Here is a 24,449-nt window from a genome sequence, read left to right as displayed (position 1 = left end):
GCCGCCGACGTCAGCCAGCGGCGGCTAACTTGAAGGTTTCGAAGTTGCACGCAGGATCGGAGCCGCGAAGCAGGTCATCAACCAGCTGGGTGGTCTTCAGCAGTCCTTGGGAACCGTGTACCAAATGATAATCGGCAAAGCGCCGGGCTTGGGCCGAATGCGCTTGGTAATCCTGCTCAAGCGCTTTCAGTTGCCGGGAAAGCCCCTGCCCATCGCTCACTTGAGGCCCGAAAAATAACGAATGAGAGAAAATATCCACATCGCTGCCGGCATTCACGTGAATCACTGGTCGGCCCGCCAGACCCGCCTCAATGCCAGCGTTGGACATGATGTTAATGACGACACTGGCCTGCGCCAAAGCCTGAGCCAGCGAACACTGGCTATCCAGCAACTCGATATTGGTAAACTGCGCAGCGGCATCGCCCCAGAATCTCGCCTTGCTGCGAGGGTGGCGCTTGAACAGCAAACGATAGTCCGGATTTTGTCCGGCCCAATCACGCAGTAACCGATAGGTGTCCTGATAACCCGATTCTTTTTCTCGGTCAGGACCAACCCCCAGAATCAATAACGTTTTAAGAGCCGGATCAGCGCCCGGCAGATCATAAGTTTCGTCAGCAAGGTAAGAACCGACCAACACCACCGTCGACTCACCGAACCGCAATCTTCGCTCTTGCAATGCAACCAGCGAGCTACGACCAAAAACACCATAATAGTCGTAGTCGTTCATCCCCAGTCGCCCTGAAGATTCCAAGGTTGTGGCATGAGCCAGTTGTAGCAGTCGTGCCCCACGCGCAGCAAGCGCCAAACGCAAGAACGGAGCATGAAGACTACCATTGCGTTCATTGATCAGTAACTTGGGTGAATACGTCATCACCAGCCACTGGGCATGGGCAGCGTATGCCAAATAACGTAACGGTACAGACTGCGGCGGCGCCATGAGCATACGTCGGGCACAGGCATCCGACGGTGAGCGTAACGCTGCCTCCGCCAGAAGAAGCCCCCGGCTGCGCAGAGCCTCGATCAGAATATTCTTGCGCTGCAACGCCATGGATTTCGGCGCCGAATGCAGCAACAACACCTCACAGGGCATGGCGACAACCGAATCGCTCAAACAAACCCTTGCGCGAATGCCGATCACGAACTCCACCAGCGCATCACGAACCAACCGTAGCAAGCTGGCGAAGCGACCATGCCGCTGGCGCAGCAGTTTCCAGCGATACCGGTCCAGCTCACGCGCTTTCTGTGCCCAGCTCTCTTGGCCCTGGATCACACTTTCACCGGTGAAAGGCGAGCTCACTTGAAAAGCGACCGAATAGCCTTGCGCGTATAAGTCCAGCGCGTGAGCGAGCGAACATCAGTACGCACGGCTTGAATATAAAAAGCCTTGGCGTTGACATAATCACCAGCGCTGTAGCAAGCGCGGAACAGCGACAGGCAGCGTTGAGCAAGGAAAGCCCGGCGCAGATCCTGCAACTGCGGCTGACGCGCCGGAGAAAAAACCTCGTCAACCATCCCCACGCCAGCCGCCAGGGCTTGCTTGAGGTCATGACGCATGCTGTCGTCATGCTTGTGGATCAGCGCCAGTGGCGCATCGAGCACACTGCATGGGAAACCCGCAAGCACCTGAGCAAACACCGGAATATCTTCGACACAGCGCAAATGCTCCGGGTAGTTGCCTGGCCCGAATACTTCTCGATGCATTGCACAGGCACCGTTGGACAGCGATACCGTCTTGTCCAACAGATAACCACGTACGCGCTCACGCGGGGTGGCGGGCAAGGGTTGTACGGCGTGCAGGACACGACGACCATCAGCGAATACCGACCAGTGACCACCGATAATCATGCGGCTGGTGGGATTGCTGGAGATATGCCGAGTCAACGCAGCCAAAGCACCAGGCGCCATCTCATCGTCGGCATCAAGGAAAATCAGATATGGCCCACGAGCCTCCTCGATCCCACGATTACGTACCGAGGACAAACCACCGTTGGGCTTGCGCAAAACCCGAAAGCAACCGGCATGCTCAACTTGGAGTTGTTCCAGGACTTGTGGCGTTGCATCAGTGGAGCCATCATCGATCACCAGCAACTCCGCCTGAGCATCGCGCAGTTGCCCCACCACCGAGTTCACCGCACGAGGCAAGGTATCGGCGTAGTTATAAGCAGGAATGACGACACTGATCAAAACTTCAGTCATAAACATCCACCCCCTCTTTGACCACCAGAATATCCTCCATGATCAGGTATTGCAGGTCAGAGCCAAAGAACATGTTCAGAGCGTCCGTAGGCGAGCAGATCATCGGTTCGCCACGGCGGTTGAGTGAGGTGTTCAGGGACACGCCGTTGCCGGTCAGTACTTCCAGAGCCTTCATCATGTCGTAATAGCGTGGGTTGTATTCACGCTTGAGTACCTGGGCCCGGGATGTGCCGTCTTCGTGGACGACTTCCGGCACGCGGGTTTTCCACTCTTCAGCCACTTCGAAGGTGAACGTCATGAACGGCGCGGGGTGATCGACCTTGATCATCTGCGGTGCGACCGTGTCGAGCATCGACGGGCAGAAAGGCCTCCAGCGCTCGCGGAACTTGATCTGTTCGTTGATGCGATCGGCCACGCCGCTGGCGCTCGGGCAACCGATGATCGAGCGACCGCCCAAGGCACGCGGGCCAAACTCCATGCGCCCCTGGAACCAGGCCACCGGGTTGCCGTCGACCATGATCTTGGCGATGCGCTCAGGGGTGTTGTCGATCTTGCGCCACGCAGGCTTGCTCGGATGGCGGGCGCAGGCGGCGATGACGTCTTCGTTGCTGTAGGCCGGGCCGAGGTAGACGTGTTCCATCTTCTCCACCGGCACGCCACGGGCGTGGGACACATAAGCTGCCGCCCCCACGGCGGTGCCGGCGTCGCCGGAAGCCGGTTGCACGAACAGTTCCTTGACGTCGTCACGGGCGATGATTTTCTGATTCAGCTTGACGTTCAACGCACAGCCACCGGCGAACGCCAGCTTGCCGGTTTCCTTGAGCACGTCGCCCAGATAGTGGTCGATCATCTGCAGCGCAAGTTTCTCGAACAGCGCCTGCATGCTGGCCGCGTAGTGGATGTACGGCTCGTCGGCGATGTCGCCTTCACGTTTCGGGCCGAGCCATTCGATCAGCTTCGGCGAGAAGTAGAAGCCTTTGCCCTTCTCTTTATATCGACGCAGGCCGATCACGTTGGCGTAGTCGGTATTGATCACCAGTTCGCCGTTTTCAAACGAGGCCAGGCGCGAGAAGTCGTACTTGCTGGCATCGCCGTAAGGCGCCATGCCCATGACCTTGAACTCACCGTCGAGCATCTCGAAACCCAGGAACTCGGTGATCGCGCCATACAGGCCGCCGAGGGAGTCCGGGTCGAAGAATTCCTTGATCTTGTGGATCTTGCCGTTTTCGCCGTAGCCGAAGAAGGTCGTGGCGTATTCACCCTTGCCGTCGATGCCCAGGATCGCGGTTTTCTCCTGGAAGCCCGAGCAGTGGTACGCACTGGAGGCGTGGGCCAGATGGTGCTCGACCGGCTCGATCTTGATCTTTTTCGGATCAAAACCCAGCTGCTCCAGGCACCAGACAATCTTGCGGCGATAGCGCTTGTAGCGACGGTTGCCCATCAGGATCGCATCGAGGGCGCGATCCGGGGCGTACCAGTAACGCTTGGCGTAATGCCAGCGCGCTTCGCCGAACAGGCTGATCGGGGCGAACGGGATTGCCACCACGTCGACGTCGGACGGCTTGATGCCGGCCTGTTCCAGACAGAACTTCGCCGACTCGTAGGGCATGCGGTTCTTTGCATGTTTATCGCGTACGAAGCGCTCTTCCTCGGCCGCCGCGATCAGCTTGCCGTCGATGTACAGCGCTGCGGAGGGATCATGGCTAAGGGCGCCGGACAGGCCAAGAATCGTCAATGCCACAGGGGTCTAGCCTCTTAATGTCTGCATGCGAGGCGACAAACGCCTCGAAAAAAGATGTGCCGCACGCCGGGGCGCGGGGCAGCTAAAGGGCGGGATTATAGCTTAAAAGCGTTGGCAAGCCTCGTAGGAGCTGCCGAAGCTGCGATCTTTTGATTTTGATCTTTCCCTTGAACCTCAAGGGGTAAAACAAAGATCGCAGCCTTCAGCAGTTCCTACACAGAAGACGTGCCAAAGCAGCTATCGGGGCACCCTTCAAAAGCTTTTGGGCAACCGCTGATCAATCACCTGATACAACGCACTGTCTTGCGGCCAGTTGCGCATGAACCGCGCACGATCCCTGGCATAGGCGGGGGTGAAGCTGGAGAGGCTGCGGTGCTGGCACATGGAGTCCAGGTCGATCAGCGCCCAGCGATCGTCCTGCCAGAGCAGGTTGTGGCCCTTGAAATCGCCGTGACTAATACGCTCGCGGATCAGGCCGGCGAACAACCGGTCCAGCGCCAGCAACTCAGGCTCGGGAGCGGCGCCGTTTTCGACGTAAGGGGCCAGGCGTTCGATGATGTCAGGCCCCGACAGGTGCTCGGTCACCAGGTAGGCGCCGCGACGCAGCCACAGAAAACGCTTTTCCAGCAGCGCCAGCGGCTTGGGCGTGGCGATACCGAGGAACGTCAGGCGATGACCTTCGCGCCAGGCATGCCAGGCGCGGCTCGGACGCCAGAAGCGCTTGAGCCAGTGGGCGAAGTTTTTGATGTTGTAGCGCTTGATCAACACAGAGCGCCCGTCCACATCGACTTTACCAACGCTCGCCGACCCACCGGTCTTGTATAAGTGGCCTTGGTCAAGCAAGGCATCGGCCTGCTCCAGTACGGGCGCCATGACCGCCTCTTCATCACGACGAATCGCCCGCAAACCGAACGGACCACGCTGCACGCTGAACAGACTGCACTCACGCCCGACTTTTTCCAGAAAGTCATTCAGGCGCCAGGCGTACACCTTGTCGATCTGTTTTTGCAGCGCCTCCATGGGCAAGGCGTGCTCGGCGTTGCCCAGCAGGTAATGCACCAACAACTCTTCGTTGAAAGGCTCGAGGGATTTGGGCAACTGGGCGAAAAACACCCCCAGGTTTTCGAGCACTTTGTTGCGCGACAATGGCTGGCCCGGGGTTTCGGCGCGGATGCCGCCTCCGTCGATCAAATAGAGTTTGCCGCCGTGACGCAACAGATTGTCCAAGTGCAAATCTTCCTGCCACAGGCCTTTGCTGTGCAGTTGTGCAATCGCTCCCAACGCCTCGGCCAGTACCGCCGTTTGTTCGTCGGCGAGCAGTGGCAGGCCCTCGACCTGTTTCCAGGCGTCCCCGAGGCTTTCGGCCCCCTCGAGCAATTCGAACAGCAGCCAGCCACCCTCGCCTTCTTTCAGGCCATCGGCCAGCAACAGCGGCGTAGTCAGCCCCTGCTCGGCCAGCAGCCGCACGCCTTGCAGTTCGCGGTGAAAGTGCCTGCCCGCTTTGCTGCCGACCAGCAACTTGGCCAACACCGGACGGCCGCGCCAGACGCCAGCACCGACGTAGCGCTGTCCCGGCAACACACGCAACAGGGAAAGCAGCTGCAATTGCGCCGGGCCGGCGGCGTCCGCCAGCTCCAGGCTCAAAGGCAGGTTGGGGCTGCGGCCGGCGTTCTTCAATTCGGATAAATGCATCAACGAGCCTCCTTATGGCTGCGCCGGGCGGTCAGACGAGTCATCCAGCGGTCAACCAGTGCACTCTTGAGCGGTTGATCCAGGTAGGTGCAGAGCATCTGGCGCACATCGTCGTCACTCCAGGCTCGCGCGCGACGCAGCAAGGGCTCCAGGTCCTTGATTCGATCCCGCTGACCGAACAGTAGCGGCCGGGTCTTTTCGAGGTCGATCAACTGCGCCTGATAGCCACTGGCGGTGGCTTGCAAAAAAATGTGCTTGGGGTAGAAGCAACCATGGACCTGGCGCATGCCGTGCAGGCGTCGCGCCAACTGCCCGCAAGCCTGCAGGACGGTGGCGCGTTGCGTCGCCGCCAGGCTGGACCAGCGTTGCAGCAATGAATCCAGGTCATCCCAACCGTCCAGGGCACGCGTCAGCAGAATCGCCCGCACCTCCCCGCCCACGTTGCGCTGACCATAGAACACCGCTTGCAGGGCCGGAATCCCCAGTTGGCGGTAACGCCTGATGTTGCGAAACTCCCGGTAAAAGCTGGGCTCGCCGAAGGGGTGGGACCACGTCCTGGTGAGGTAATTACTCTGGCGCTTGAGGTAATAACCCCGCCCTTCCAGTTCCAGCCGGAAGACACTGCTCCAACCGCCGCCCGCGGTGTTGGGTTCATCCACCGCATCCAATTGCAGGTCCCAAAGGGCTTCGAAGCTATCCAGGCCGTGGCGTTGCAACAATGACTGGTCTTCAGTCGCCAGAAAATCAGTCATTCACGCCCCTCGAAAAATCTCACCACGTGACGGATGCGCTTCTTGTCACACGCATCGAGCCGGTTACGCTGGCGATACTGCAGGTAAAAACGCAGGCGCTGAGTGGCTGACAAATGATACTTGGCCACCTTGTCCAGGCACGCCAGGTCTTTGGTGATGCGATAGTTGAGCCAGAAACCGCGCCAGAAATCGCCGTTGGGGCAATCGATAAAGAACAGCCGTGACTGCTCGTCGATCAGCAAGTTGCGCCATTTCAGATCGTTATGGGTAAAACGATTTTCGTGCATGGTTCGGGTATAGCCGGCCAGTTGCCGACTCACCCCGTCGACCCAGGCACGATTGGCCAGCCTTGGATCGTGACGCCTTGCCAATGCCGAGAGGTCTTCGGTGCCCGGCAGCTCGCGCGTGATCATCGCGCCACGGTCATAGGCTGCGCCACGTCGCTCCAGCCCCCAGGCCACGACTTCGGCAGTGGGGATGCCCCACTTGGCGAAGCGCTTGAGGTTCTGCCATTCGGACTTGACCCGCGGCTTACCCAAGTATCGCCGCAGCCCCTTGCCGGCCCCGGTGTAGCGCTTGACATAGTAATTCACGCCGCTGCGCTGTACCCGAATCACCTCGGACAGCGGGTCCCGCGTCAGACGCTCGCCCTCTAGGGCGAACACTGCATCAAGACTGCCGAAATCCTCTGCCAGCTCAGCGTAGGAAGGCTCCAGTACCCAACCCGACATCAGAGCGCGCCCCCGTACCGCAGCTTGCGCGCATAAAGCCGGTTGGCTTTGCCTTCGAGCCAGGTCAGCAGCGAAGCTTCTTCGGCCAGGATCCGCCGTAGCGGCTGCTGGAAATAGCCCTTGAGGAAGCGCAACTTGTCACGCCGGGTCAGACCGATGTCCAGTGCAGAGAAATACAGCGCCGCCAGGTCCTTGTTGCGCCAACGAAGGGGGATGGCCGGACGGATCTGCGCACGGTGCAGGTCAATCACAGAAAGTTTGAAATCCGTGGCGGTCACGGGCTTATCGGTGTGCAGCAGAAAGTGGCAGATGTAGCAGTCGCGATGGTTGACCCCGGCCCGATGCATCATGCCGGTCATGCGCGCCACTTCGGCGATCAGGGCTCGCTTGAGCTTCGGCTGTGGCGGCTGCTTGACCCAGTCCATGCTGAGATCTTCGAGACTGACGGTCGGCGCCAGTTCTTCGGTGACGATGAACGAATGCTGGTCGGCCGGGTTGCTGCCTTTCTCGCCATAGGCGACGGCGGTCATGGTCGGCACACCGACTTGCTGCAAGCGCTGGATGGCTTTCCATTCCTGTCCCGCACCCAGTACCGGCAACTTGGCGGTCAGCAGGTTCTTGAAGATCTCGCGCCAACCGATGCCACGGTGGATTTTCACGAAAAAGCCACGACCATCCACCTCCGTGCGCAAGGTGCGCCGGGCTTCCAGTTCGCGATAGACCTCGCCCTTGAGCGCCTCGACTTCGGCGAACGCATCGCGTCCGGCCCAAAGGCTCTTGAACGGTTCGGCCAGCATCAATTTCATTGTGCGTGCTCCGCCAATATCACATCGGCCGCGTGCTGCGGCATGCTGTAGAGGTCGGCCGTCTCGGCGAAGGCCAGACCGTTGCGGCTCCAGGCCGCGCGTGCGTCGGCGTCACCCAACATCCGCCCCAGGTACTCGGTGAGCTGCGCCTGTTCGAACGGCTCGTCCAAGACCAGGCCACTGTCGGCCTCGGCGATGTAATGGGCGTATCCACACACCGCGCTGACCAGCACCGGCAAGCCGGCCACCAGCGCTTCAAGCAGTACGGTGCCGGTGTTCTCGTTGTACGCCGGGTGGATCAACAGGTCGGCGCCCAGCAGGAAACGCGGAATGTCGCTGCGGCCCTTGAGGAAGCGTACGTTGTCACCAAGCCCCAACGCGGCGCTCTGCAATTGGAATACTTTGGGGTCGTCCTGGCCGATTACAAACAGGCGGGTGCGTTTTTTAAGCTGCGAAGGTAGCGCGGCCAGGGCCTTGAGGCTGCGATCCACGCCCTTGGTCTTGAACCCGGAACCGATCTGCACCAGCAGCAGGTCATCATCGGCCAGATCGAATTCAGCACGAAACGCGGCGCGAACCTCATCGGCGTCGGCGGGCCGGCGACGATCCTGGGCGATGCCCGGTGGCAGCAGGTGAAAGCGCTCCAGCGGCGTGTCGTAGTGCTTGATGAACAAAGGCTGTTGCACTTCGGAAATCATCAGTATTTCGGTCTTGGCATCCTTGGCGAATACCGCTCGCTCGTACTCGGAAAAGTGGCGGTAACGCCCCCAACGCCGGTACAGCGAATTGCGCAGGTTCTGCGCCTTGTCTTCAAAGCAGCCGTCAGCGGCGTAATACACGTCCAGGCCGGGCATTTTGTTGAAGCCGATCAAACGGTCGACCGGACGCTTGGCCAGGTCATTTTCCATCCACGCACTGAGTTTTTCATTGCGACGGTGGTTGAACAGCGCCTTGACCGGCGCCACGAGCACTTCGAAGCCCGGCGGGACGTCACCTTCCCAGATCAGCGTGTAGACGCGGATCTGGTGACCACGCCGCTGGCATTCCAGGGCGATGCGCATGAAGTCACGCTGCAGGCCGCCGAAAGGGAAGTATTTATAAAGGACAAAAGCCAATTGCATCAGCGCGGCTCCTCAGCCAATAACGTGCTCAAGTGGCTGGCAACACGCTCGGGATTCAGACGCGTGAAGCACAGAGGCTGCTCGCGTTTCAGGTCAAACCGACGGGCATCTTCGGCGGTCGGCGGATAAGTGCATTGTTTCTGCATGCAGGGCGCGCAAGGGAAATCACTGGCGAGGTGAATCTGCCCCTTGCCATAGGCGCCGGTCAGCACCGGGTTGGTGGGGCCGAGCAGTGAAATGGTCGGTACATCCAGGGCCGCGGCCAGATGGCCAAGGCCGGTGTCCACGGCCACACAGGCCTGTGCGCCGGCCAACACCTTGCCCATCCCACCCAGATTCAGCTTTGGCAATACCAGGGCGTTGCGCAGGCCATTGGCAATCCGCTCGGCCCGGGCTTTCTCCAGCGGGCTGCCCCATGGCAGCTTCACCACGACGCCGAACTGCCCCATGCGCTCAACAAGTTGACGCCAGTAGTGCTCAGGCCAGTGCTTGGATTCCCAAGTCGTGCCGTGCAGGAACACCACGTAAGGGTAACTGCGCGGCAATTCAACCAGGCGATCGACATTCAGGCCGTAGCTGCCCATGGTTTTGGGCAGGTCATAACCCAGTGCCACAGCAAACAACTGGCGCACGCGCTCTACCGCATGCTGACCGCGAGCCACGCCCAGGCGACGGGAATAGAAGCGCGCTGCAAGGGGTTCGCGGGCCGATTCTTTATCCAGGCCTGCCACCGGGGCCTTGACGTAGCGGGTCAGCCAGGCGCTTTTCAGCAGGCCTTGGGCGTCGATCACCAGATCGTACTTCTTGGCACGCACGCTTTGCTTGAAACGTCGCCACTCGCCGCTTTTGATGGTTTGCCAGAGGTTCTTGCGCCAGCGACGAATCGCCACCGGAATGACTGTATCCACCGCCGGATGCCAGGTAGGAATTTCGGCAAAGCCTTCTTCCACCACCCAGTCGAACCTGATGCCGGGAATCGCCCGCGCCGCGTCGGTCAGCGCCGGCAGGGTGTGAACCACATCCCCCAGCGAAGAGGTCTTGATCAGCAATACCCGCAAGTTACTGAACCTCCACCGGTGCGCCCTGCAAACGCCCCAGGGCATCGTTCACCGACGGCGGCATGAGCTGGCGCAGGCAGTTGTAATGACCGAAGCGACAGGTGCGGTCGAAGCATGGGCTGCATTCGATGCCCAGGCGTACGACTTCGACTTTTTCGGCCAGCGGCGGCGTAAAGCCCGGCGAAGTGGAACCGTACACGGCCACCAGTGGCCGGTTCAGGGCGGCGGCCACGTGCATCAGGCCGGAGTCGTTGGACACCACCGAATCGGCGCAGGACAACAGGTCGATGGCTTCGGCCAGGGAGGTATCGCCGCTGAGGTTCACCGACTCCTCCCGCAGGCCCGGGATCAGGCGCGAGCGGATGTCCTCGCCCACCGAATGATCGTTTTTCGAACCGAACAACCAGACCTGCCAGCCTTCGCGAATCTTCGTCTCGGCGACCTGGGCGTAATGCTCCGCCGGCCAGCGCTTGGACTCACCGAACTCAGCGCCTGGGCAGAGAGCCAGCACCGGGCGGTCCAGGCTCAGACCGAACTTGGCCAGCGCCGCTTCGCGGGTCACCGGGTCGATCGCAAGGCTTGGGCGCGGATACGGCTTGGGCAACTCGGCACCTGGCTCGTAGGCCAGGGCCATGAAGCGCTCGATCATCAGCGGGTAGCGTTCTTTGTCCAGCGTGCGCACGTCATTGAGCAAGCCGTAGCGGAACTCGCCACGCCAACCGGTGCGTTTGGGGATACTGGCGAAGAACGGCACTAGTGCCGATTTCAACGAATTGGGCAACAGGATCGCCTGGTCGTACTGACCGGCCAGGGACTTGCCGATGCGTCGACGGGTCGCCAGCTCCAGCACACCGTGGCCGAGCGGGAAGCTCAAGGCCTTGCGCACCTGGGGCATGCGCTCAAGAATCGGCCGACTCCACTCGGGGGCCAACACGTCGATTTCGCACTGTGGGTGGCGCTGCTTGAGGCACTGGAACAGTGTCTGCGCCATCACCATGTCACCGACCCAACTGGGCCCTACGATCAGAATATTCATGTGGCTTCCAAAAACGATGCGGGGAGGCCTACGCCTCCCCGCCTCGACAATCACTGTGGCTTAGGACGTTGCCTGCTGCCGTCACTCTACAACTGCGGGAGCGAGCCTGCTCACGATGAGGCTCTCACATCCAATATCAATGTCGCCTGACACTCCGCTATCGCGAGCAGGCTCGCTCCCACAGGGAAATTCATCTACTTCAAGTATGGTGCAGCACCACAAATCAATTGTGGGAGCGAGCCTGCTCGCGATGGGGCCGGCACATCCAACATCAATGTCGCCTGACACTCCGCCTTCGCGAGCAAGCCCGCTCCCACATTTAAATCTTCAGCTCAGCCCCAGTTCTCGCCAGATTCGCAGCACCTGCCTGCGCTCATCCACAAACTGGTCGCCTGCAATCACCCCGGCGTCTTTCTGTAGAGCCTGGCGGTGGGCGGCTGAGCGGTAGGCTTTGTAGGCCTCGCGCAGCAGGGTAGCGTCTTCGACCGGCATCAGCCCGACGTCCTGCAACCCTTCCAGAATGCGGATGTTATCGGTGTAGCGCAGCAGCGACGGGTGCTCCTCGGACCACGCCAGGGCCGCGTATTGCACCATAAATTCAATGTCGACGATACCTCCGGCATCCTGCTTGAGGTCGAACGGCGCCGTGGCTTCGAAGGCATTCGCTGCGGTTCCGGCAGCGGTGGCCTTGCTGCCGAGGTTATCGCGCATCTTGGCGCGCATCTCGCTGACTTCCTGGCGCAGCGTCGACAAATCACGCTTGCGCCCCAGCACCTGGGCACGAACTTTCTCGAACGCCTGACCCACGTCCTGGCTGCCCACCAGCACCCGAGCCCGCACCAAAGCCTGATGCTCCCAAGTCCAGGCCTCGTTCTCCTGATAGCGTGCAAAAGCCCCGAGGGAGCTGACCAGCAACCCCGACGCTCCGGACGGCCGCAAGCGCATGTCCACTTCGTAGAGCTGTCCAGAATTGGTCTGGGCCGTCAGCAAATGGATGATTCGCTGGCCGAGCCGGGTGAAAAACTGCGCGCCGTCGATGGGTTTCGGGCCATCGGTTTCCGCCTGCGGATCGCCATCGTGGATGAACACCAGATCCAGGTCGGAACCATGCCCCAATTCCAGACCGCCGACTTTCCCATAACCGACAATGATGAAGCCCGGATCGCACAGGCTGCCGTCAGTGCGCAGCGGCACGCCATACTTGGCCACGGTCTGACGCCAGGCCAGGGCCAGCACTTGTTCAAGAATTGCTTCGGCGAGCCAGGTCAGGTAATCGCTGACTTTCATCAACGGCAGGCTGCCGGCAATTTCCGAGGCGGCCACCCGCAAACGATGCGCGAGCTTGAAATGCCGCAACGCCTCCATCTGCTGCTCGAGATCATCCTCGGGGATGCGCGTCAGGCGTTCACGCAACTCCGCCGCCAGTTCCGGCGCCAGGGGCGGCTTGAAAAGTCGCCCCTCGTTGAGCAATTCATCGAGCAACAGGGGAAAGCGGGTGATCTGCTCGGCAATCCAGGGGCTCGCCGCGCACAGTGTCAGCAGGCGTCGCAGGGCACCGGGATTTTCCGTCAGCAGCACCAGATAGGCCGATCGGCGCGCCACGGCTTCCACCAGCGGCAATACGCGCTCAAGCACCAGGTCCGGATTGGCATGCTCCACCGCCTGGGCCAACAGGCGTGGAATGAATGCATCCAGACGCTCACGCCCCAGACGCTGCATGGCGCGCAATTGCGCACTGCCGCGCAGGGCGGCCAGGGCTTTGAGCGCCTTGGGTGCATCGGCGAAGCCGCCCTCCTCCAGTTGACGACACGCCGCCCCTTCATCCTGGCTGTCTTCCCACAGCGGCAACCATTCGCCGCCCACCGTTACTTCGCTTTCACCGTCCTGCTCTTCATCCGGATCGGCGATGACCTGGCCGAAGTGCCAGGCTACGCGACCACGCCAGTACATCAATTGCTCATGGAAGGCCGCCCAGTCGGCAAAACCCAGCATGAACGCGATGCGCGCCTGATCCTGCGGGGTGTCCGGCAGCATCTGGGTCTGGCGGTCGGCGATGGCCTGGATCGCGTGTTCGGTGTAACGCAAGAATTCATAACCCTGGCGCAGCTCATCGACCACCTTGGCCGGCAGATAGCCCTGGCCTTCCAGGGTCGCCAGCACTTTCAACAACGGGCGCTGCTGCAAACTCAAGTCACGACCGCCATGGATCAACTGGAACGCCTGGGCAATGAACTCCACCTCGCGGATGCCGCCCGAACCCAGCTTGATGTTGTCGGCCATGCCCTTGCGCCGCACTTCCTGCTGGATCAACTGCTTCATGGTGCGCAGCGCTTCGATGGCGGAAAAATCCAGGTAACGGCGATAAACGAACGGACGCAGCATGTCGAGCAGTTGCGCGCCGGCCACCTGGTCACCCGCCACCACCCGCGCCTTGATCATCGCGTAGCGTTCCCAGTCACGGCCCTGATCCTGGTAATACTGCTCCAGCGCGTTGAAACTCAGCACCAGCGCTCCGGCCGAACCATAGGGGCGCAGACGCATGTCGACGCGGAATACGAAACCGTCGACGGTCATCGGGTCCAGGGCCTTGATCAGGCGCTGCCCCACACGAATGAAAAACTCCTGGTTATCCAGGGCCCGCTTGGCGCCAACGGTCTCGCCGCCCTCGGGGTAGGCGAAAATCAGATCGATGTCCGACGACAGGTTCAGCTCCACCGCGCCAAGCTTGCCCATGCCCAGGATAACCATGTGCTGCGGTTCACCACTGCGCCGCCCGGTAGGCGTACCGAATTGCTGACTGTGGCGCTGGTACAGCCATTGATAGGCCTGGTCGATGCAGGTATCGGCCATGTCGGAGAGATCGCGACAGGTCTGGACCAGGTCGGCCTGGCGGGTCAGGTCGCGCCAGATGATCCGCACCTGTTGGCGGCTGCGCTGGCGACGCAGGATGCGGCCCAGTTCGTCTTCGGTCTCGGCGGCCTGGACGGCTGCGCCAATCTGAGCGCACATTTCGCCGGGAGCCAGGTGGCGGTCCAGTTCGCCGCTGCGCACCAGTTCCAGCAACATCGAGGGGTCACGAACACTCTGCTCGATAAAAAAATCACTGGCGGCGGCGACACGGTTGAACTCGCTCCAGCGTTCGGGCGCCCAGGTGGACAGCCCGTGGTCGTCGTCCAGGGAAGCGACCGCCGTACGGAACGACTGCTCGGCACGACTGACCAATGACTGGAGAATTGCCGGAACTTCGGTAAGCGGGGGCAGGCTCATGGTCTATCCTTGATCGGCGCGGGGAAAGGCTGGATGTAGTGTTTTTTCAACTGCCACTACCTGATCGACTGTCGAACAAAGATGATAAATAGCTGAAAATCTGATTTTATTGGCAGCCGACATCAAGTTTTTACCTGTACGAGTTGGCTAACGACCAACAGTAACGATTATTCTCACAACGAAACGAGGGGCCATAAGCCGCTCATGTGTAGTTTTACTACTCGTCTATACATTCGAAAGGCTGAAACGGCCGACGATTTGTAGTAAAACTACACGCCGCCGAAACAACCTTCGGCAATCCAAGAATTTATACCGTCTGCCCACAAGGCCAGTCGCAAACTCAGGCAACCGATTCTGGTAGCCTTTCCGCCCTGGAGCAAGCCATGCAAGACCTCGATCCCGTCGAAACCCAGGAATGGCTGGACGCCCTGGAATCGGTTCTCGACAAAGAAGGCGAAGACCGTGCTCACTATCTGATGACCCGTATGGGCGAACTCGCAACCCGCAGCGGTTCGCAATTGCCTTACGCCATCACCACGCCATACCGCAACACAATCCCCGTTACCCACGAAGCACGCATGCCCGGCGACCTGTTCATGGAACGCCGCATTCGCTCGCTGGTACGCTGGAACGCGATGGCCATGGTGATGCGTACGAACCTGAAAGATTCTGACCTGGGCGGTCACATCTCCAGCTTCGCCTCCAGCGCAACCTTGTACGACATCGGCTTCAACTATTTCTTCCAGGCCCCGACCGACGAACACGGCGGCGACCTGATCTACTTCCAGGGCCACACCTCGCCAGGCGTTTACGCCCGTGCATTCATGGAAGGCCGCATCAGCGAAGAGCAGATGAACAACTTCCGCCAGGAAGTGGATGGTCAGGGCCTGTCGTCCTACCCGCACCCTTGGCTGATGCCTGATTTCTGGCAGTTCCCGACGGTATCCATGGGTCTGGGCCCGATCCAGGCCATCTACCAGGCGCGTTTCATGAAGTACCTGGAAGCCCGCGGCTTCATTCCCGAAGGCAAGCAGAAAGTCTGGTGCTTCCTGGGCGACGGCGAGTGCGACGAGCCGGAATCCCTGGGCGCAATCTCCCTGGCTGGCCGCGAGAAACTGGACAACCTGATCTTCGTCATCAACTGCAACCTGCAGCGCCTCGACGGCCCGGTTCGCGGCAACGGCAAGATCATCCAGGAACTCGAAGGCGTGTTCCGTGGCGCCCAGTGGAATGTGACCAAAGTCATCTGGGGCCGTTTCTGGGACCCACTGCTGGCCAAGGACGTCGACGGCATCCTGCAGCGCCGCATGGACGAAGTCATCGACGGCGAATACCAGAACTACAAGGCCAAGGACGGCGCGTTCGTCCGTGAGCACTTCTTCAACACCCCTGAACTCAAGGCAATGGTTGCCGATCTGTCCGACGACGAGATCTGGAAGCTCAACCGTGGCGGCCACGACCCGTACAAGGTCTACGCGGCGTACCACGAAGCAGTCAACCACAAGGAACAACCGACCGTCATCCTGGCCAAGACCATCAAGGGTTATGGCACCGGTGCCGGCGAAGCGAAAAACACTGCGCACAACACCAAGAAAGTCGACGTCGACAGCCTGAAGTTGTTCCGCGACCGCTTCGACATCCCGGTCAAGGACGAGGAACTGGAAAACCTGCCGTTCTTCAAGCCGGAGCCCAACAGCGCCGAAGCCCGCTACCTGAGCGAGCGCCGCACCGCACTGGGTGGTTTCGTGCCCCAGCGCCGCGCCCAGAGCTTCAGCGTGCCGACCCCATCGCTCGATACCCTCAAGGCGATCCTTGACGGCTCGGGCGACCGTGAAATCTCCACCACCATGGCCTTCGTGCGGATCCTCGCGCAACTGGTCAAGGACAAGGAAATCGGCCCACGCATCGTTCCAATCATCCCGGACGAAGCCCGTACCTTCGGTATGGAAGGCATGTTCCGTCAGTTGGGCATCTACTCCTCCGTCGGCCAGCTCTACGAGCCAGTCGATAAAGACCAGGTGATGTTCTACAAGGAAGACAAGAAGGGCCAGATCCTCGAAGAAGGCATCAACGAAGCAGGCGCCATGAGCTCCTTCATCGCTGCCGGTACTTCGTACTCCAGCCACAACCAGCCGATGCTGCCGTTCTACATCTTCTATTCGATGTTCGGTTTCCAGCGTATCGGCGACCTGGCCTGGGCCGCTGGCGACAGCCGGACCCGTGGCTTCCTGATCGGCGGTACCGCCGGCCGGACCACGCTCAACGGCGAAGGCCTGCAACACGAAGACGGTCACAGCCACATCCTGGCTGCCACCATCCCGAACTGCCGCACCTTTGATCCAACCTACGGCTACGAGCTGGCGGTGATCATCCAGGACGGCATGAAGAAGATGACCGAAGAGCAACAGGACGTCTTCTACTACATCACCGTGATGAACGAATCCTACCAGCAGCCAGCCATGCCGGCCGGCGTGGAGGAAGGCATCATCAAGGGCATGTACCTGCTCGAAGAAGACACCCGCGAAGCGGCGCACCACGTCCAGCTGATGGGCTCCGGCACCATCCTGCGCGAAGTGCGTGAAGCAGCGAAGATCCTGCGTGAAGAGTTCAACGTCGGCGCTGACGTATGGAGCGTTACCAGCTTCAACGAACTGCGTCGCGATGGCCTGGCCGTGGAGCGCAGCAACCGTCTGCACCCGGGCCAGAAGCCGAAACTGAGCTACGTCGAAGAATGCCTGAACGGCCGCAAAGGTCCGGTCATCGCCTCTACCGACTACATGAAACTGTTCGCCGAGCAGATCCGTCAGTGGGTTCCTTCCAAGGAATTCAAGGTGCTGGGCACCGACGGTTTCGGCCGTAGCGACAGCCGCAAGAAGCTGCGTCACTTCTTCGAAGTCGACCGTAAGTTCGTTGTGTTGGCAGCCCTGGAAGCCCTGGCTGACCGTGGCGATATCGAACCCAAGGTGGTGGCCGAGGCCATCGTCAAGTTCGGCATCGATCCGGAAAAACGCAACCCACTGGACTGCTGAGGAGAATTTCCGTGAGCGAACTCATTCGCGTACCTGACATCGGCAGCGGTGAAGGTGAAGTAATTGAACTGTTTGTGAAGGTCGGCGACCGTATCGAAGCCGAGCAGAGCATCCTGACGCTTGAATCGGACAAGGCCAGCATGGAAGTGCCTGCGCCGAAGGCCGGTATCGTCAAAAGCCTGAAAGTGAAGCTGGGCGATCGCCTGAAAGAAGGCGACGAACTGCTGGAGCTGGAAGTCGAGGGCGCCGCTGCCGCGCCTGAGGCGGCTCCTGCTGCCCCGGCGGCGGCTGAAAAGCCTGCCGCCGCACCGGTTGCCGAGGCGGCTCCCGCCCCTGCCGCCGCGCCTGCCGCTGCCACGGTCCAGGACATTCATGTTCCGGACATTGGCTCCTCGGGCAAGGCCAAGATCATCGAAGTGCTGGTCAAGGTCGGCGACACCGTCGAAGCCGACCAGTCGCTGATCACCCTGGAATCCGACAAAGCCAGCATGGAAATCCCGTCGCCGGCCGCCGGCGTGGTGGAAAGCGTCGAGATCAAGCTGGAAGACGAAGTGGGCACCGGCGACCTGATCCTGAAGCTGAAAGTGGCCGGTGCTGCGGCACCTGCTGCCCCAGCCCAGGCTGCTGCGCCTGCCGCCAAGGCCGAAGCCGCTCCAGCTCCAGCTGCCGCGCCTGCCGCCAAGGCCGAGACAGCTCCTGCTCCTGCTCCTGCTCCTGCCGCCACACCTGCACCCAGCGGTGCCAAGGTGCATGCCGGCCCTGCGGTGCGTCAGCTGGCCCGTGAATTTGGTGTCGAGCTGTCCGCCGTCAGCCCAAGCGGCCCACACGGCCGCGTGCTGAAAGAAGACGTGCAGACTTACGTCAAGGCCATGATGCAGAAGGCCAAGAACGCTCCGGCCGAAGGCGCCACGGGTGGTGCGGGCATCCCGCCGATCCCGACAGTGGATTTCAGCCGCTTCGGCGAAACCGAAGAAGTGGCAATGACTCGCCTGATGCAAATCGGCGCGTCGAGTCTGCATCGCAGCTGGCTGAACATTCCACACGTGACTCAGTTCGACCAGGCCGACATCACCGAACTGGAAGCTTTCCGCGTCGCGCAGAAAGCCGTGGCCGAGAAGGCTGGCGTCAAGCTGACCGTGCTGCCCCTGCTGCTCAAGGCCTGTGCGCACCTGCTCAAGGAATTGCCGGACTTCAACAGCTCGCTGGCCCCAAGCGGCAAGGCTGTCATTCGCAAGAAATACGTGCACATCGGGTTTGCCGTCGACACCCCGGAAGGCCTGCTGGTACCGGTCATCCGCAACGTCGACCAGAAGAGCCTGCTGCAACTGGCTGGCGAAGCCGCTGCCCTGGCCGAAAAAGCCCGGAGCAAAAAGCTCACCGCCGACGACATGCAGGGTGCCTGCTTCACCATTTCCAGCCTCGGCCACATTGGCGGTACCGGCTTCACGCCGATCGTCAACGCGCCGGAAGTGGCGATCCTGGGAGTCTCCAAAGCCACCATCCAGCCCGTCTGGGACGGTAAAGCCTTCCAGCCGAAGCTGATGCTGCCACTGTCGCTGTCCTACGATCACCGTGTGATCAACGGCGCCGCCGCTGCACGCTTCACCAAGCGTCTGAGCGACCTGCTGGGCGACATCCGTACCATCTTGCTGTAACACCGGGCGACCCTCCTCACGGAGGGCCCTTCGGACCGCTGTTTTCCGAGCGCCACGCTCGTACCTCAACCCCGCCCGTTTGGCGGGGCTTTTTTTTGCCTGAAATAAAGTCGAACTTGCAGAGCAGCCCGTTCCAGGGCCCAACTTTCCTACTGCACTTCACCTAGATGACTACGTCATCTATTGGACGTTTCCCACAACACACGCCCCCTCTCCTATCAATATTTATCCCATGCATCGCTTTAGGATGAGTTCAGGGAAGCCATTAACTACTTACCTAAAAAAACTTTAACTTCGAATGGACTCGAATGATGTTCAAACCCACTGTTGGCCCTATTGTCGGCCACACGACACCTCATCACACGCGGATATTCCTGCGAGGGGATAACGATAAGAACAGCCTGGTATTTGCCGCCATCCGTTACCGGCGCCAGGGAGATTCAATCTGGTCGAAAGGACACTTTGTTCAGTTGCATGCTTACCGCGACATGTCCGATGTCATCGTATTGAAGAACCTTCAAGCCGATACCGCCTATGAATACCAAGCCGGCTGGTTCAGCCGCCTGAGCCCTACTCATACAATCGAAACCGTCCAGGAACTGCCGCTGCAATGGCCTCGGGATATTTACCAGATGCGCACGCCGTCCAGCAAAATCAGTGCACCGCGCAGTTATATCGTGGGTTCCTGCCGCTACCTGCGGGTGACGGCCGGCGTCCCCTCCAGACCTGAACTGGGCGACCGGACTTTCGCTGGCATCAACCGCATCGTGGCCCAGGCCGACCCGCCGATCAGTGCTGTAGTGATGACCGGCGACCAGGTTTATCTAGACGATTTGAATATTGTCGCCCCGGACCGGAACCCAAAGGATATTCTTTTCAAATACCGCACCGCCTTTTCCCAGCCGCATATTAGAAAGTTGATGGCGGGAACACCGAGCTACATGATTCTCGACGATCATGAAATCAAAGATAATTGGCCTGCCAGCAAGAAAAAAGGCGACGAAAACTTTTATGCCAATGCCATGGATGCCTATGCGCTTTATCAAGCCAGCCATAGTCCGGCACATGAACTGTTAGGTGACGGAACATTAAGCAAACCATTGAGACAATGTTGGTATCAGTTCGCTCACGGCGATATCGAATGGTTCGTCACCGACAGTCGGACCCAGCGCAATCTGTCGGCGGATGATCGACGTATCCTGGATCAAGCGCAGGAACGATCGCTGATCAAATGGCTGGTCAACAGTCCGGCGCGGGTCAAGTTCATCGTGACCGGCGTGATGTTCTACCCGGACCGCAAGCTCAATACCTCGGACGCCTGGCAGGCCTTCCCGGAACAGCGTCTGCGCCTGCTGGAAACCGTTCGCCGCCATCGGATCAAGAACGTTATTTTCGTGTCCGGCGACGTCCATGGCTCTCTCACCAGTCGCCTGAGTCACAGCCAGGACCCTGACTTCGAGGTACATACCATCGTTTCCTCGCCGTTTTGCAACAGCAAACTGCTTCCTTATGCCAGCGCCGCGAGTTTTATTTTTGGTGATGCCATGGCTCGGACGCCCAGCGGGGACTATCGCTATGGGTTGAGCGGCAAGGTCATCAGCCAGGACAACTTCGCCCACCTGAAAGTCACGGCGCAGAGCGTTCAGGTCACGTTTCACGACCGTGATGGCAGCCCATTACAGACAGTAGATATCCCGCTGCGCTGACGGGTGGTATAACCACCCATGCCGTCTGATCGGCGGGCGACTGGAGAAATCCCTTCGTCGGCCGATAAAAGGTTTATAGCACTTGGCCTTCATCTCTCTTGTCAGCCAGTGCCGCAATGATGCAACCTTGCGGCAGTCCGTAATAACGAGGGCGTCAGCCCGGCGCGATCAGCATTTTCGAAGCGAGTTTCCCCATGAAAAGCCAACCCGATGCCGCCAGCCGTATGGCGGCCGAGGTAGTGACGCAGTTACCGGTGCCCTCGCGGCTCGGCATGTTGCGTTTCGAACGGCTGAATGAAGCAAGCTGGGCGCTGCTGTTCCTCGACCCCAACTGCGAGCGTTACTTCGGTCTGCCGGCCGTCGAGCTTTGCTCGCTGGTCAGTTCGCCCTACGCCAGCCTGATGGAGCCCGAAGCGCGCTATCAACTCCACGATGCGATCCAGCAGCAGTTGGCCCAGGCCCCGCATTACCTGATCCGCTACACGCTCCACACCGCCAAGGGCGCCATGAATATGCTGGAAATGGGCGAGCCCTATAAACAGCACAATCGCCATCTACTACGCGGCTACCTGCTGGCCGTGGACGATTTGCTGGCAAGCGAGCCGTCGATGCCGGCCTTGGACCTGGAAACTCAAAACTCGCGCCTGCAAATTGCCCTGGAACTGAACCAGCGCGCCCAGCAGGAGCAGCTGCAACACCTGGACCGGGTGCGCGCCCAGCAGGACCTGATCCTGCTGCTGACCCGCCAGCGCTACAGCGCCAACAATTCCCTGCAGGAAGCCGCCGAGCTCATCACCCGCAGCGCCTGCGACATCTACCAGATTGATTGCGCCAGCATCTGGAACCTGGAAGATGGCCAGTTGGTGCCGATTTCGGCTTATAACCGCGCCTCCCAAGACTACTTTCTGCCGGACGTGATCAACGCCAACGAGTTTCCTGACTACATGGAGGCGCTGCAGACCTGCCGCGCCATCGACGCGCACAATGCGATGCGCGACCCGCGTACCCGGGAAATGGCCGCAAGCCTGCGCACCCGCGAAGTCAACGCCATGCTCGACGCCAGCGTTCGTATCGACGGCCAGGTGGTGGGCGTACTGTGCCTGGAGCAGATAGGCGTCACCCGCGCCTGGCAGTCCGACGAGATCGCCTTCGCCGGTGAACTGGCTGACCAGTTCGCCCAGGTCATCAACAACCACAACCGCCGGACCGCCACCAACGCCCTGCACTTGTTCCAGCGCGCCGTGGAGCAAAGCGCCAACGCGTTCCTGCTGGTCAATTGCGACGGCGTGGTGGAATACGTCAACCCCAGCTTCACCGCCATCACCCAATACTCCACCGAGGAAGTCCACGGCCAGCGCCTGTCGGAACTGCCGGCCCTGGAAAACCTCAGCGAGCTGCTGTTCGATGCACCGTCGGCCCTGGCCCAGAGCAATAGCTGGCAAGGTGAATTCAAGAGCCGGCGCAAGAATCTGGAACCCTACTGGGGCCAATTGTCGATTTCCAAGGTCTATGGCGATAACCGTGAACTGACCCACTACATCGGCATTTACGAAGACATCACCCAGACCAAACTGGCTCAGCAGCGCATCGAACGCCTGGCCTACACCGACAACCTGACCAACCTGGGCAACCGCCCGGCGTTCATCCGCAACCTCGATGAACGCTTTGCCCGGGACAGCGATTCGCCCATCAGCCTGTTGCTGGTGGACATCGACAACTTCAAGCGCATCAATGACAGCCTCGGCCATCAGACCGGCGACAAGCTGCTGATCAGCCTGGCCCGCCGCTTGCGCAACAGCTTGAGCCCCAGCGGCAGCCTGGCACGGTTCGCCAGTAATGAATTCGCCGTACTGCTGGACGACACCGACCTGGAAGCCGGGCAGCAGATCGCCAGCCAGTTGCTGATGACGCTCGACAAGCCGATGTTCGTCGATAACCAACTGATCAGCGTGACCGGCTCCGTGGGCCTGGCCTGCGCGCCACTGCACGGCCGCGACCCCCAGACCCTGATGCGCAACGCCGGACTCGCCCTGCACAAGGCCAAAGCCAACGGCAAGCATCAGGTCCAGGTATTCACCGAGGCGCTGAACGCCGAGGCCAGCTACAAGCTGTTCGTGGAAAACAACCTGCGCCGCGCCTTGACCCAGAACGAGCTGGACGTGTTCTACCAGCCAAAACTGTGCCTGCGCAGCGGTCGCTTGCTGGGCATGGAGGCGCTGCTGCGCTGGAACCATCCCGAGAAGGGCATGATTCGCCCGGACCAGTTCATCAGCGTGGCCGAAGAAACCGGCCTGATCATCCCCATCGGCAAATGGATCGCCCGTCAGGCATGCCGCATGAGCAAGCAATTGACCGCCGCCGGCCTGGGCAACCTGCAAGTGGCGATCAACCTCTCGCCCAAGCAGTTCTCCGACCCGGACCTGGTCGCCTCGATCGCCAGCATCCTCAAGGAAGAACAACTGCCGGCCCGCCTGCTGGAACTGGAACTGACCGAAGGCCTGCTGCTGGAGGCCACCGAAGACACCCACCTGCAGCTCGACCAACTCAAGCGCCTGGGCCTGACCCTGGCCATGGACGACTTCGGCACCGGTTACTCATCCCTGAGTTACCTGAAAAAATTCCCGATCGACATCATCAAGATCGATCGCAGCTTCATCCACGAGATCCCGGACAACCAGGACGACATGGAAATCACTTCCGCGGTGATCGCCATGGCCCACAACCTGAAACTCAAGGTGGTGGCCGAAGGTATCGAAACCGCACAGCAACTGGCGTTCCTGCGGCGCCACCGCTGCGACGTCGGCCAGGGCTACCTGTTCGACCGACCGATCCCCGGCGCGGAGCTGATCGAGAAGCTCAAGCGTTATCCGCGCGGCCCAATTGCCTGACAAGCGGTGTAACACTTGGGCACACTGACGGTCTCATTGCTTACATTCGCTCAACTCAATCTGACTGAGAGGACTGATGATGGTCTTGCGCTCGGAAATCCTGGTGAACAAAAACGTGCTCCCTACTCAAGAACAAGCTCTGCCTGGCCGCGAAACCCCAATGACCGTGCCGGAAAAACACTTCGTCCACGATGCGCCGCTGCTGGGTCCGTTTGCCATGGACGTGGATTTCGCGATCTTCGGCCTGGGCTGTTTCTGGGGCGCGGAACGCAAGTTCTGGCAGCGCGAAGGCGTGGTCAGTACAGCGGTGGGTTACGCCGGTGGCTTTACGCCGAACCCGACGTACGAAGAAGTCTGCTCGGGCCTTACCGGCCACAGCGAAGTGGTCCTGGTGGTCTACGAGCCAGAAAAAGTCAGCTACGAGCAGCTTCTGAAGATGTTCTGGGAGCTGCACAATCCGACCCAGGGCATGCGCCAGGGCAATGACATCGGCACCCAGTACCGCTCGGTGATCTATGCCACCAACCCAACCCAACTGGCTGCCGCCAAGCACAGCGCGCAAGTATTTCAGGCTGAATTGACCAAGGCCGGTAAAGGCGTCATTACCACCGAAATCGAAGAAGCCCCGACGTTCTTCTTCGCCGAGGCCTATCACCAGCAATACCTGGCGAAGAACCCTGAAGGTTATTGCGGAATTGGCGGTACGGGCGTGACTTGCCCGATCTGACTTTTTGCCGCTGAAAAGCTTCGCGAGCAAGCCCGCTCCCACAT

At 60.3% G+C, this 24,449-nt stretch carries 16 protein-coding genes; 5 read left to right on the top strand and 11 right to left on the bottom strand.

Annotated features, from left to right (window positions below; all coding sequences use genetic code 11):
• Positions 1–10: 10 nt before the first annotated feature.
• The 11 genes from MKS85_RS20665 to glnE all read right to left on the bottom strand — a co-directional run bounded on the left by MKS85_RS20665 (position 11) and on the right by glnE (position 14,400).
• The gene (locus tag MKS85_RS20665) at positions 11–1,297 is read right to left on the bottom strand and encodes a capsule biosynthesis protein (RefSeq protein WP_139048595.1); all 1,287 of its coding nucleotides are present in this window, start codon (positions 1,295–1,297) and stop codon (positions 11–13) included.
• Entirely contained in the window at positions 1,294–2,196 is a 903-nt protein-coding gene (locus tag MKS85_RS20660; RefSeq protein WP_188252199.1) for a glycosyltransferase family 2 protein, read from the bottom strand. Before MKS85_RS20660 ends, MKS85_RS20665 begins: the two co-directional genes overlap by 4 nt.
• Positions 2,189–3,937 carry a carbamoyltransferase gene (locus MKS85_RS20655; protein ID WP_139048597.1) on the bottom strand — a complete coding sequence of 583 codons (1,749 nt, stop codon included), beginning with the start codon at positions 3,935–3,937 and terminating at the stop codon, positions 2,189–2,191. Before MKS85_RS20655 ends, MKS85_RS20660 begins: the two co-directional genes overlap by 8 nt.
• A 252-nt stretch (positions 3,938–4,189) precedes the next feature.
• Positions 4,190–5,629: a lipopolysaccharide kinase InaA family protein gene (locus MKS85_RS20650; RefSeq protein WP_188252198.1), complete on the bottom strand. Its 1,440-nt coding sequence runs from the start codon at positions 5,627–5,629 to the stop codon at positions 4,190–4,192.
• A complete protein-coding gene (locus tag MKS85_RS20645; RefSeq protein WP_139048599.1) occupies positions 5,629–6,381 on the bottom strand; it encodes a lipopolysaccharide kinase InaA family protein in 753 nt (250 codons plus the stop codon). Before MKS85_RS20645 ends, MKS85_RS20650 begins: the two co-directional genes overlap by 1 nt.
• The gene (locus MKS85_RS20640) at positions 6,378–7,112 is read right to left on the bottom strand and encodes a lipopolysaccharide kinase InaA family protein (protein WP_076382932.1); all 735 of its coding nucleotides are present in this window, start codon (positions 7,110–7,112) and stop codon (positions 6,378–6,380) included. Before MKS85_RS20640 ends, MKS85_RS20645 begins: the two co-directional genes overlap by 4 nt.
• Entirely contained in the window at positions 7,112–7,918 is an 807-nt protein-coding gene (gene rfaP, locus MKS85_RS20635; RefSeq protein ID WP_047225907.1) for a lipopolysaccharide core heptose(I) kinase RfaP, read from the bottom strand. Before rfaP ends, MKS85_RS20640 begins: the two co-directional genes overlap by 1 nt.
• On the bottom strand, positions 7,915–9,039 hold the full coding sequence (locus tag MKS85_RS20630; protein WP_139048600.1) for a glycosyltransferase family 4 protein: 1,125 nt from the start codon (positions 9,037–9,039) through the stop codon (positions 7,915–7,917). The genes rfaP and MKS85_RS20630 overlap by 4 nt, the downstream gene beginning before the upstream one ends.
• Positions 9,039–10,097, bottom strand: coding sequence for a lipopolysaccharide heptosyltransferase I (gene waaC, locus MKS85_RS20625; RefSeq protein ID WP_188252197.1), 1,059 nt, complete (start codon positions 10,095–10,097; stop codon positions 9,039–9,041). Before waaC ends, MKS85_RS20630 begins: the two co-directional genes overlap by 1 nt.
• Position 10,098: 1 nt before the next feature.
• Positions 10,099–11,133 (bottom strand): lipopolysaccharide heptosyltransferase II, encoded by a 1,035-nt coding sequence (gene waaF, locus MKS85_RS20620; protein ID WP_107321432.1) that lies wholly within the window; start codon positions 11,131–11,133, stop codon positions 10,099–10,101.
• A gap of 327 nt (positions 11,134–11,460) precedes the next feature.
• Positions 11,461–14,400, bottom strand: coding sequence for a bifunctional [glutamate--ammonia ligase]-adenylyl-L-tyrosine phosphorylase/[glutamate--ammonia-ligase] adenylyltransferase (glnE, locus tag MKS85_RS20615; protein WP_188252196.1), 2,940 nt, complete (start codon positions 14,398–14,400; stop codon positions 11,461–11,463).
• 383 nt (positions 14,401–14,783) lie between these two features.
• Between glnE and aceE the strand changes: the two genes are divergently transcribed.
• The 5 genes from aceE (at position 14,784) to msrA (ending at position 24,405) form a co-directional block, all read left to right on the top strand.
• The gene (aceE, locus tag MKS85_RS20610; RefSeq protein ID WP_047225912.1) at positions 14,784–17,429 is read left to right on the top strand and encodes a pyruvate dehydrogenase (acetyl-transferring), homodimeric type; all 2,646 of its coding nucleotides are present in this window, start codon (positions 14,784–14,786) and stop codon (positions 17,427–17,429) included.
• An 11-nt stretch (positions 17,430–17,440) separates the two neighbouring features.
• Positions 17,441–19,084: a dihydrolipoyllysine-residue acetyltransferase gene (aceF, locus tag MKS85_RS20605; RefSeq protein ID WP_310663118.1), complete on the top strand. Its 1,644-nt coding sequence runs from the start codon at positions 17,441–17,443 to the stop codon at positions 19,082–19,084.
• A gap of 311 nt (positions 19,085–19,395) precedes the next feature.
• The gene (locus MKS85_RS20600) at positions 19,396–20,790 is read left to right on the top strand and encodes an alkaline phosphatase D family protein (protein ID WP_188252194.1); all 1,395 of its coding nucleotides are present in this window, start codon (positions 19,396–19,398) and stop codon (positions 20,788–20,790) included.
• 194 nt (positions 20,791–20,984) lie between these two features.
• Positions 20,985–23,678 carry a bifunctional diguanylate cyclase/phosphodiesterase gene (locus tag MKS85_RS20595; RefSeq protein ID WP_047225915.1) on the top strand — a complete coding sequence of 898 codons (2,694 nt, stop codon included), beginning with the start codon at positions 20,985–20,987 and terminating at the stop codon, positions 23,676–23,678.
• A gap of 79 nt (positions 23,679–23,757) precedes the next feature.
• Positions 23,758–24,405 (top strand): peptide-methionine (S)-S-oxide reductase MsrA, encoded by a 648-nt coding sequence (gene msrA / locus MKS85_RS20590; protein WP_047226186.1) that lies wholly within the window; start codon positions 23,758–23,760, stop codon positions 24,403–24,405.
• Positions 24,406–24,449: the final 44 nt, after the last annotated feature.

Origin of the sequence: Pseudomonas sp. JL2, from assembly GCF_031570495.1 — a bacterium.
In the GTDB taxonomy this organism is placed as follows: Bacteria; Pseudomonadota; Gammaproteobacteria; order Pseudomonadales; family Pseudomonadaceae; genus Aquipseudomonas; species Aquipseudomonas rhizophila.
Note: the sequence above shows the minus strand (reverse complement) of the source record. Positions and strands in the feature narration are given on the sequence as shown.

What these genes read in the sequence shown, in the direction of transcription:
- rfaP (WP_047225907.1), bottom strand. Translation starts at nt 7,918, where the DNA reads ATGAAATTGATGCTGGCCGAACCGTTCAAGAGCCTTTGGGCCGGACGC.
- waaF (WP_107321432.1), bottom strand. Translation starts at nt 11,133, where the DNA reads ATGAATATTCTGATCGTAGGGCCCAGTTGGGTCGGTGACATGGTGATG.
- MKS85_RS20645 (WP_139048599.1), bottom strand. Translation starts at nt 6,381, where the DNA reads ATGACTGATTTTCTGGCGACTGAAGACCAGTCATTGTTGCAACGCCAC.
- MKS85_RS20595 (WP_047225915.1), top strand. Translation starts at nt 20,985, where the DNA reads ATGAAAAGCCAACCCGATGCCGCCAGCCGTATGGCGGCCGAGGTAGTG.
- glnE (WP_188252196.1), bottom strand. Translation starts at nt 14,400, where the DNA reads ATGAGCCTGCCCCCGCTTACCGAAGTTCCGGCAATTCTCCAGTCATTG.
- MKS85_RS20600 (WP_188252194.1), top strand. Translation starts at nt 19,396, where the DNA reads ATGTTCAAACCCACTGTTGGCCCTATTGTCGGCCACACGACACCTCAT.
- aceE (WP_047225912.1), top strand. Translation starts at nt 14,784, where the DNA reads ATGCAAGACCTCGATCCCGTCGAAACCCAGGAATGGCTGGACGCCCTG.
- MKS85_RS20660 (WP_188252199.1), bottom strand. Translation starts at nt 2,196, where the DNA reads ATGACTGAAGTTTTGATCAGTGTCGTCATTCCTGCTTATAACTACGCC.
- MKS85_RS20650 (WP_188252198.1), bottom strand. Translation starts at nt 5,629, where the DNA reads ATGCATTTATCCGAATTGAAGAACGCCGGCCGCAGCCCCAACCTGCCT.
- MKS85_RS20640 (WP_076382932.1), bottom strand. Translation starts at nt 7,112, where the DNA reads ATGTCGGGTTGGGTACTGGAGCCTTCCTACGCTGAGCTGGCAGAGGAT.
- MKS85_RS20630 (WP_139048600.1), bottom strand. Translation starts at nt 9,039, where the DNA reads ATGCAATTGGCTTTTGTCCTTTATAAATACTTCCCTTTCGGCGGCCTG.
- msrA (WP_047226186.1), top strand. Translation starts at nt 23,758, where the DNA reads ATGGTCTTGCGCTCGGAAATCCTGGTGAACAAAAACGTGCTCCCTACT.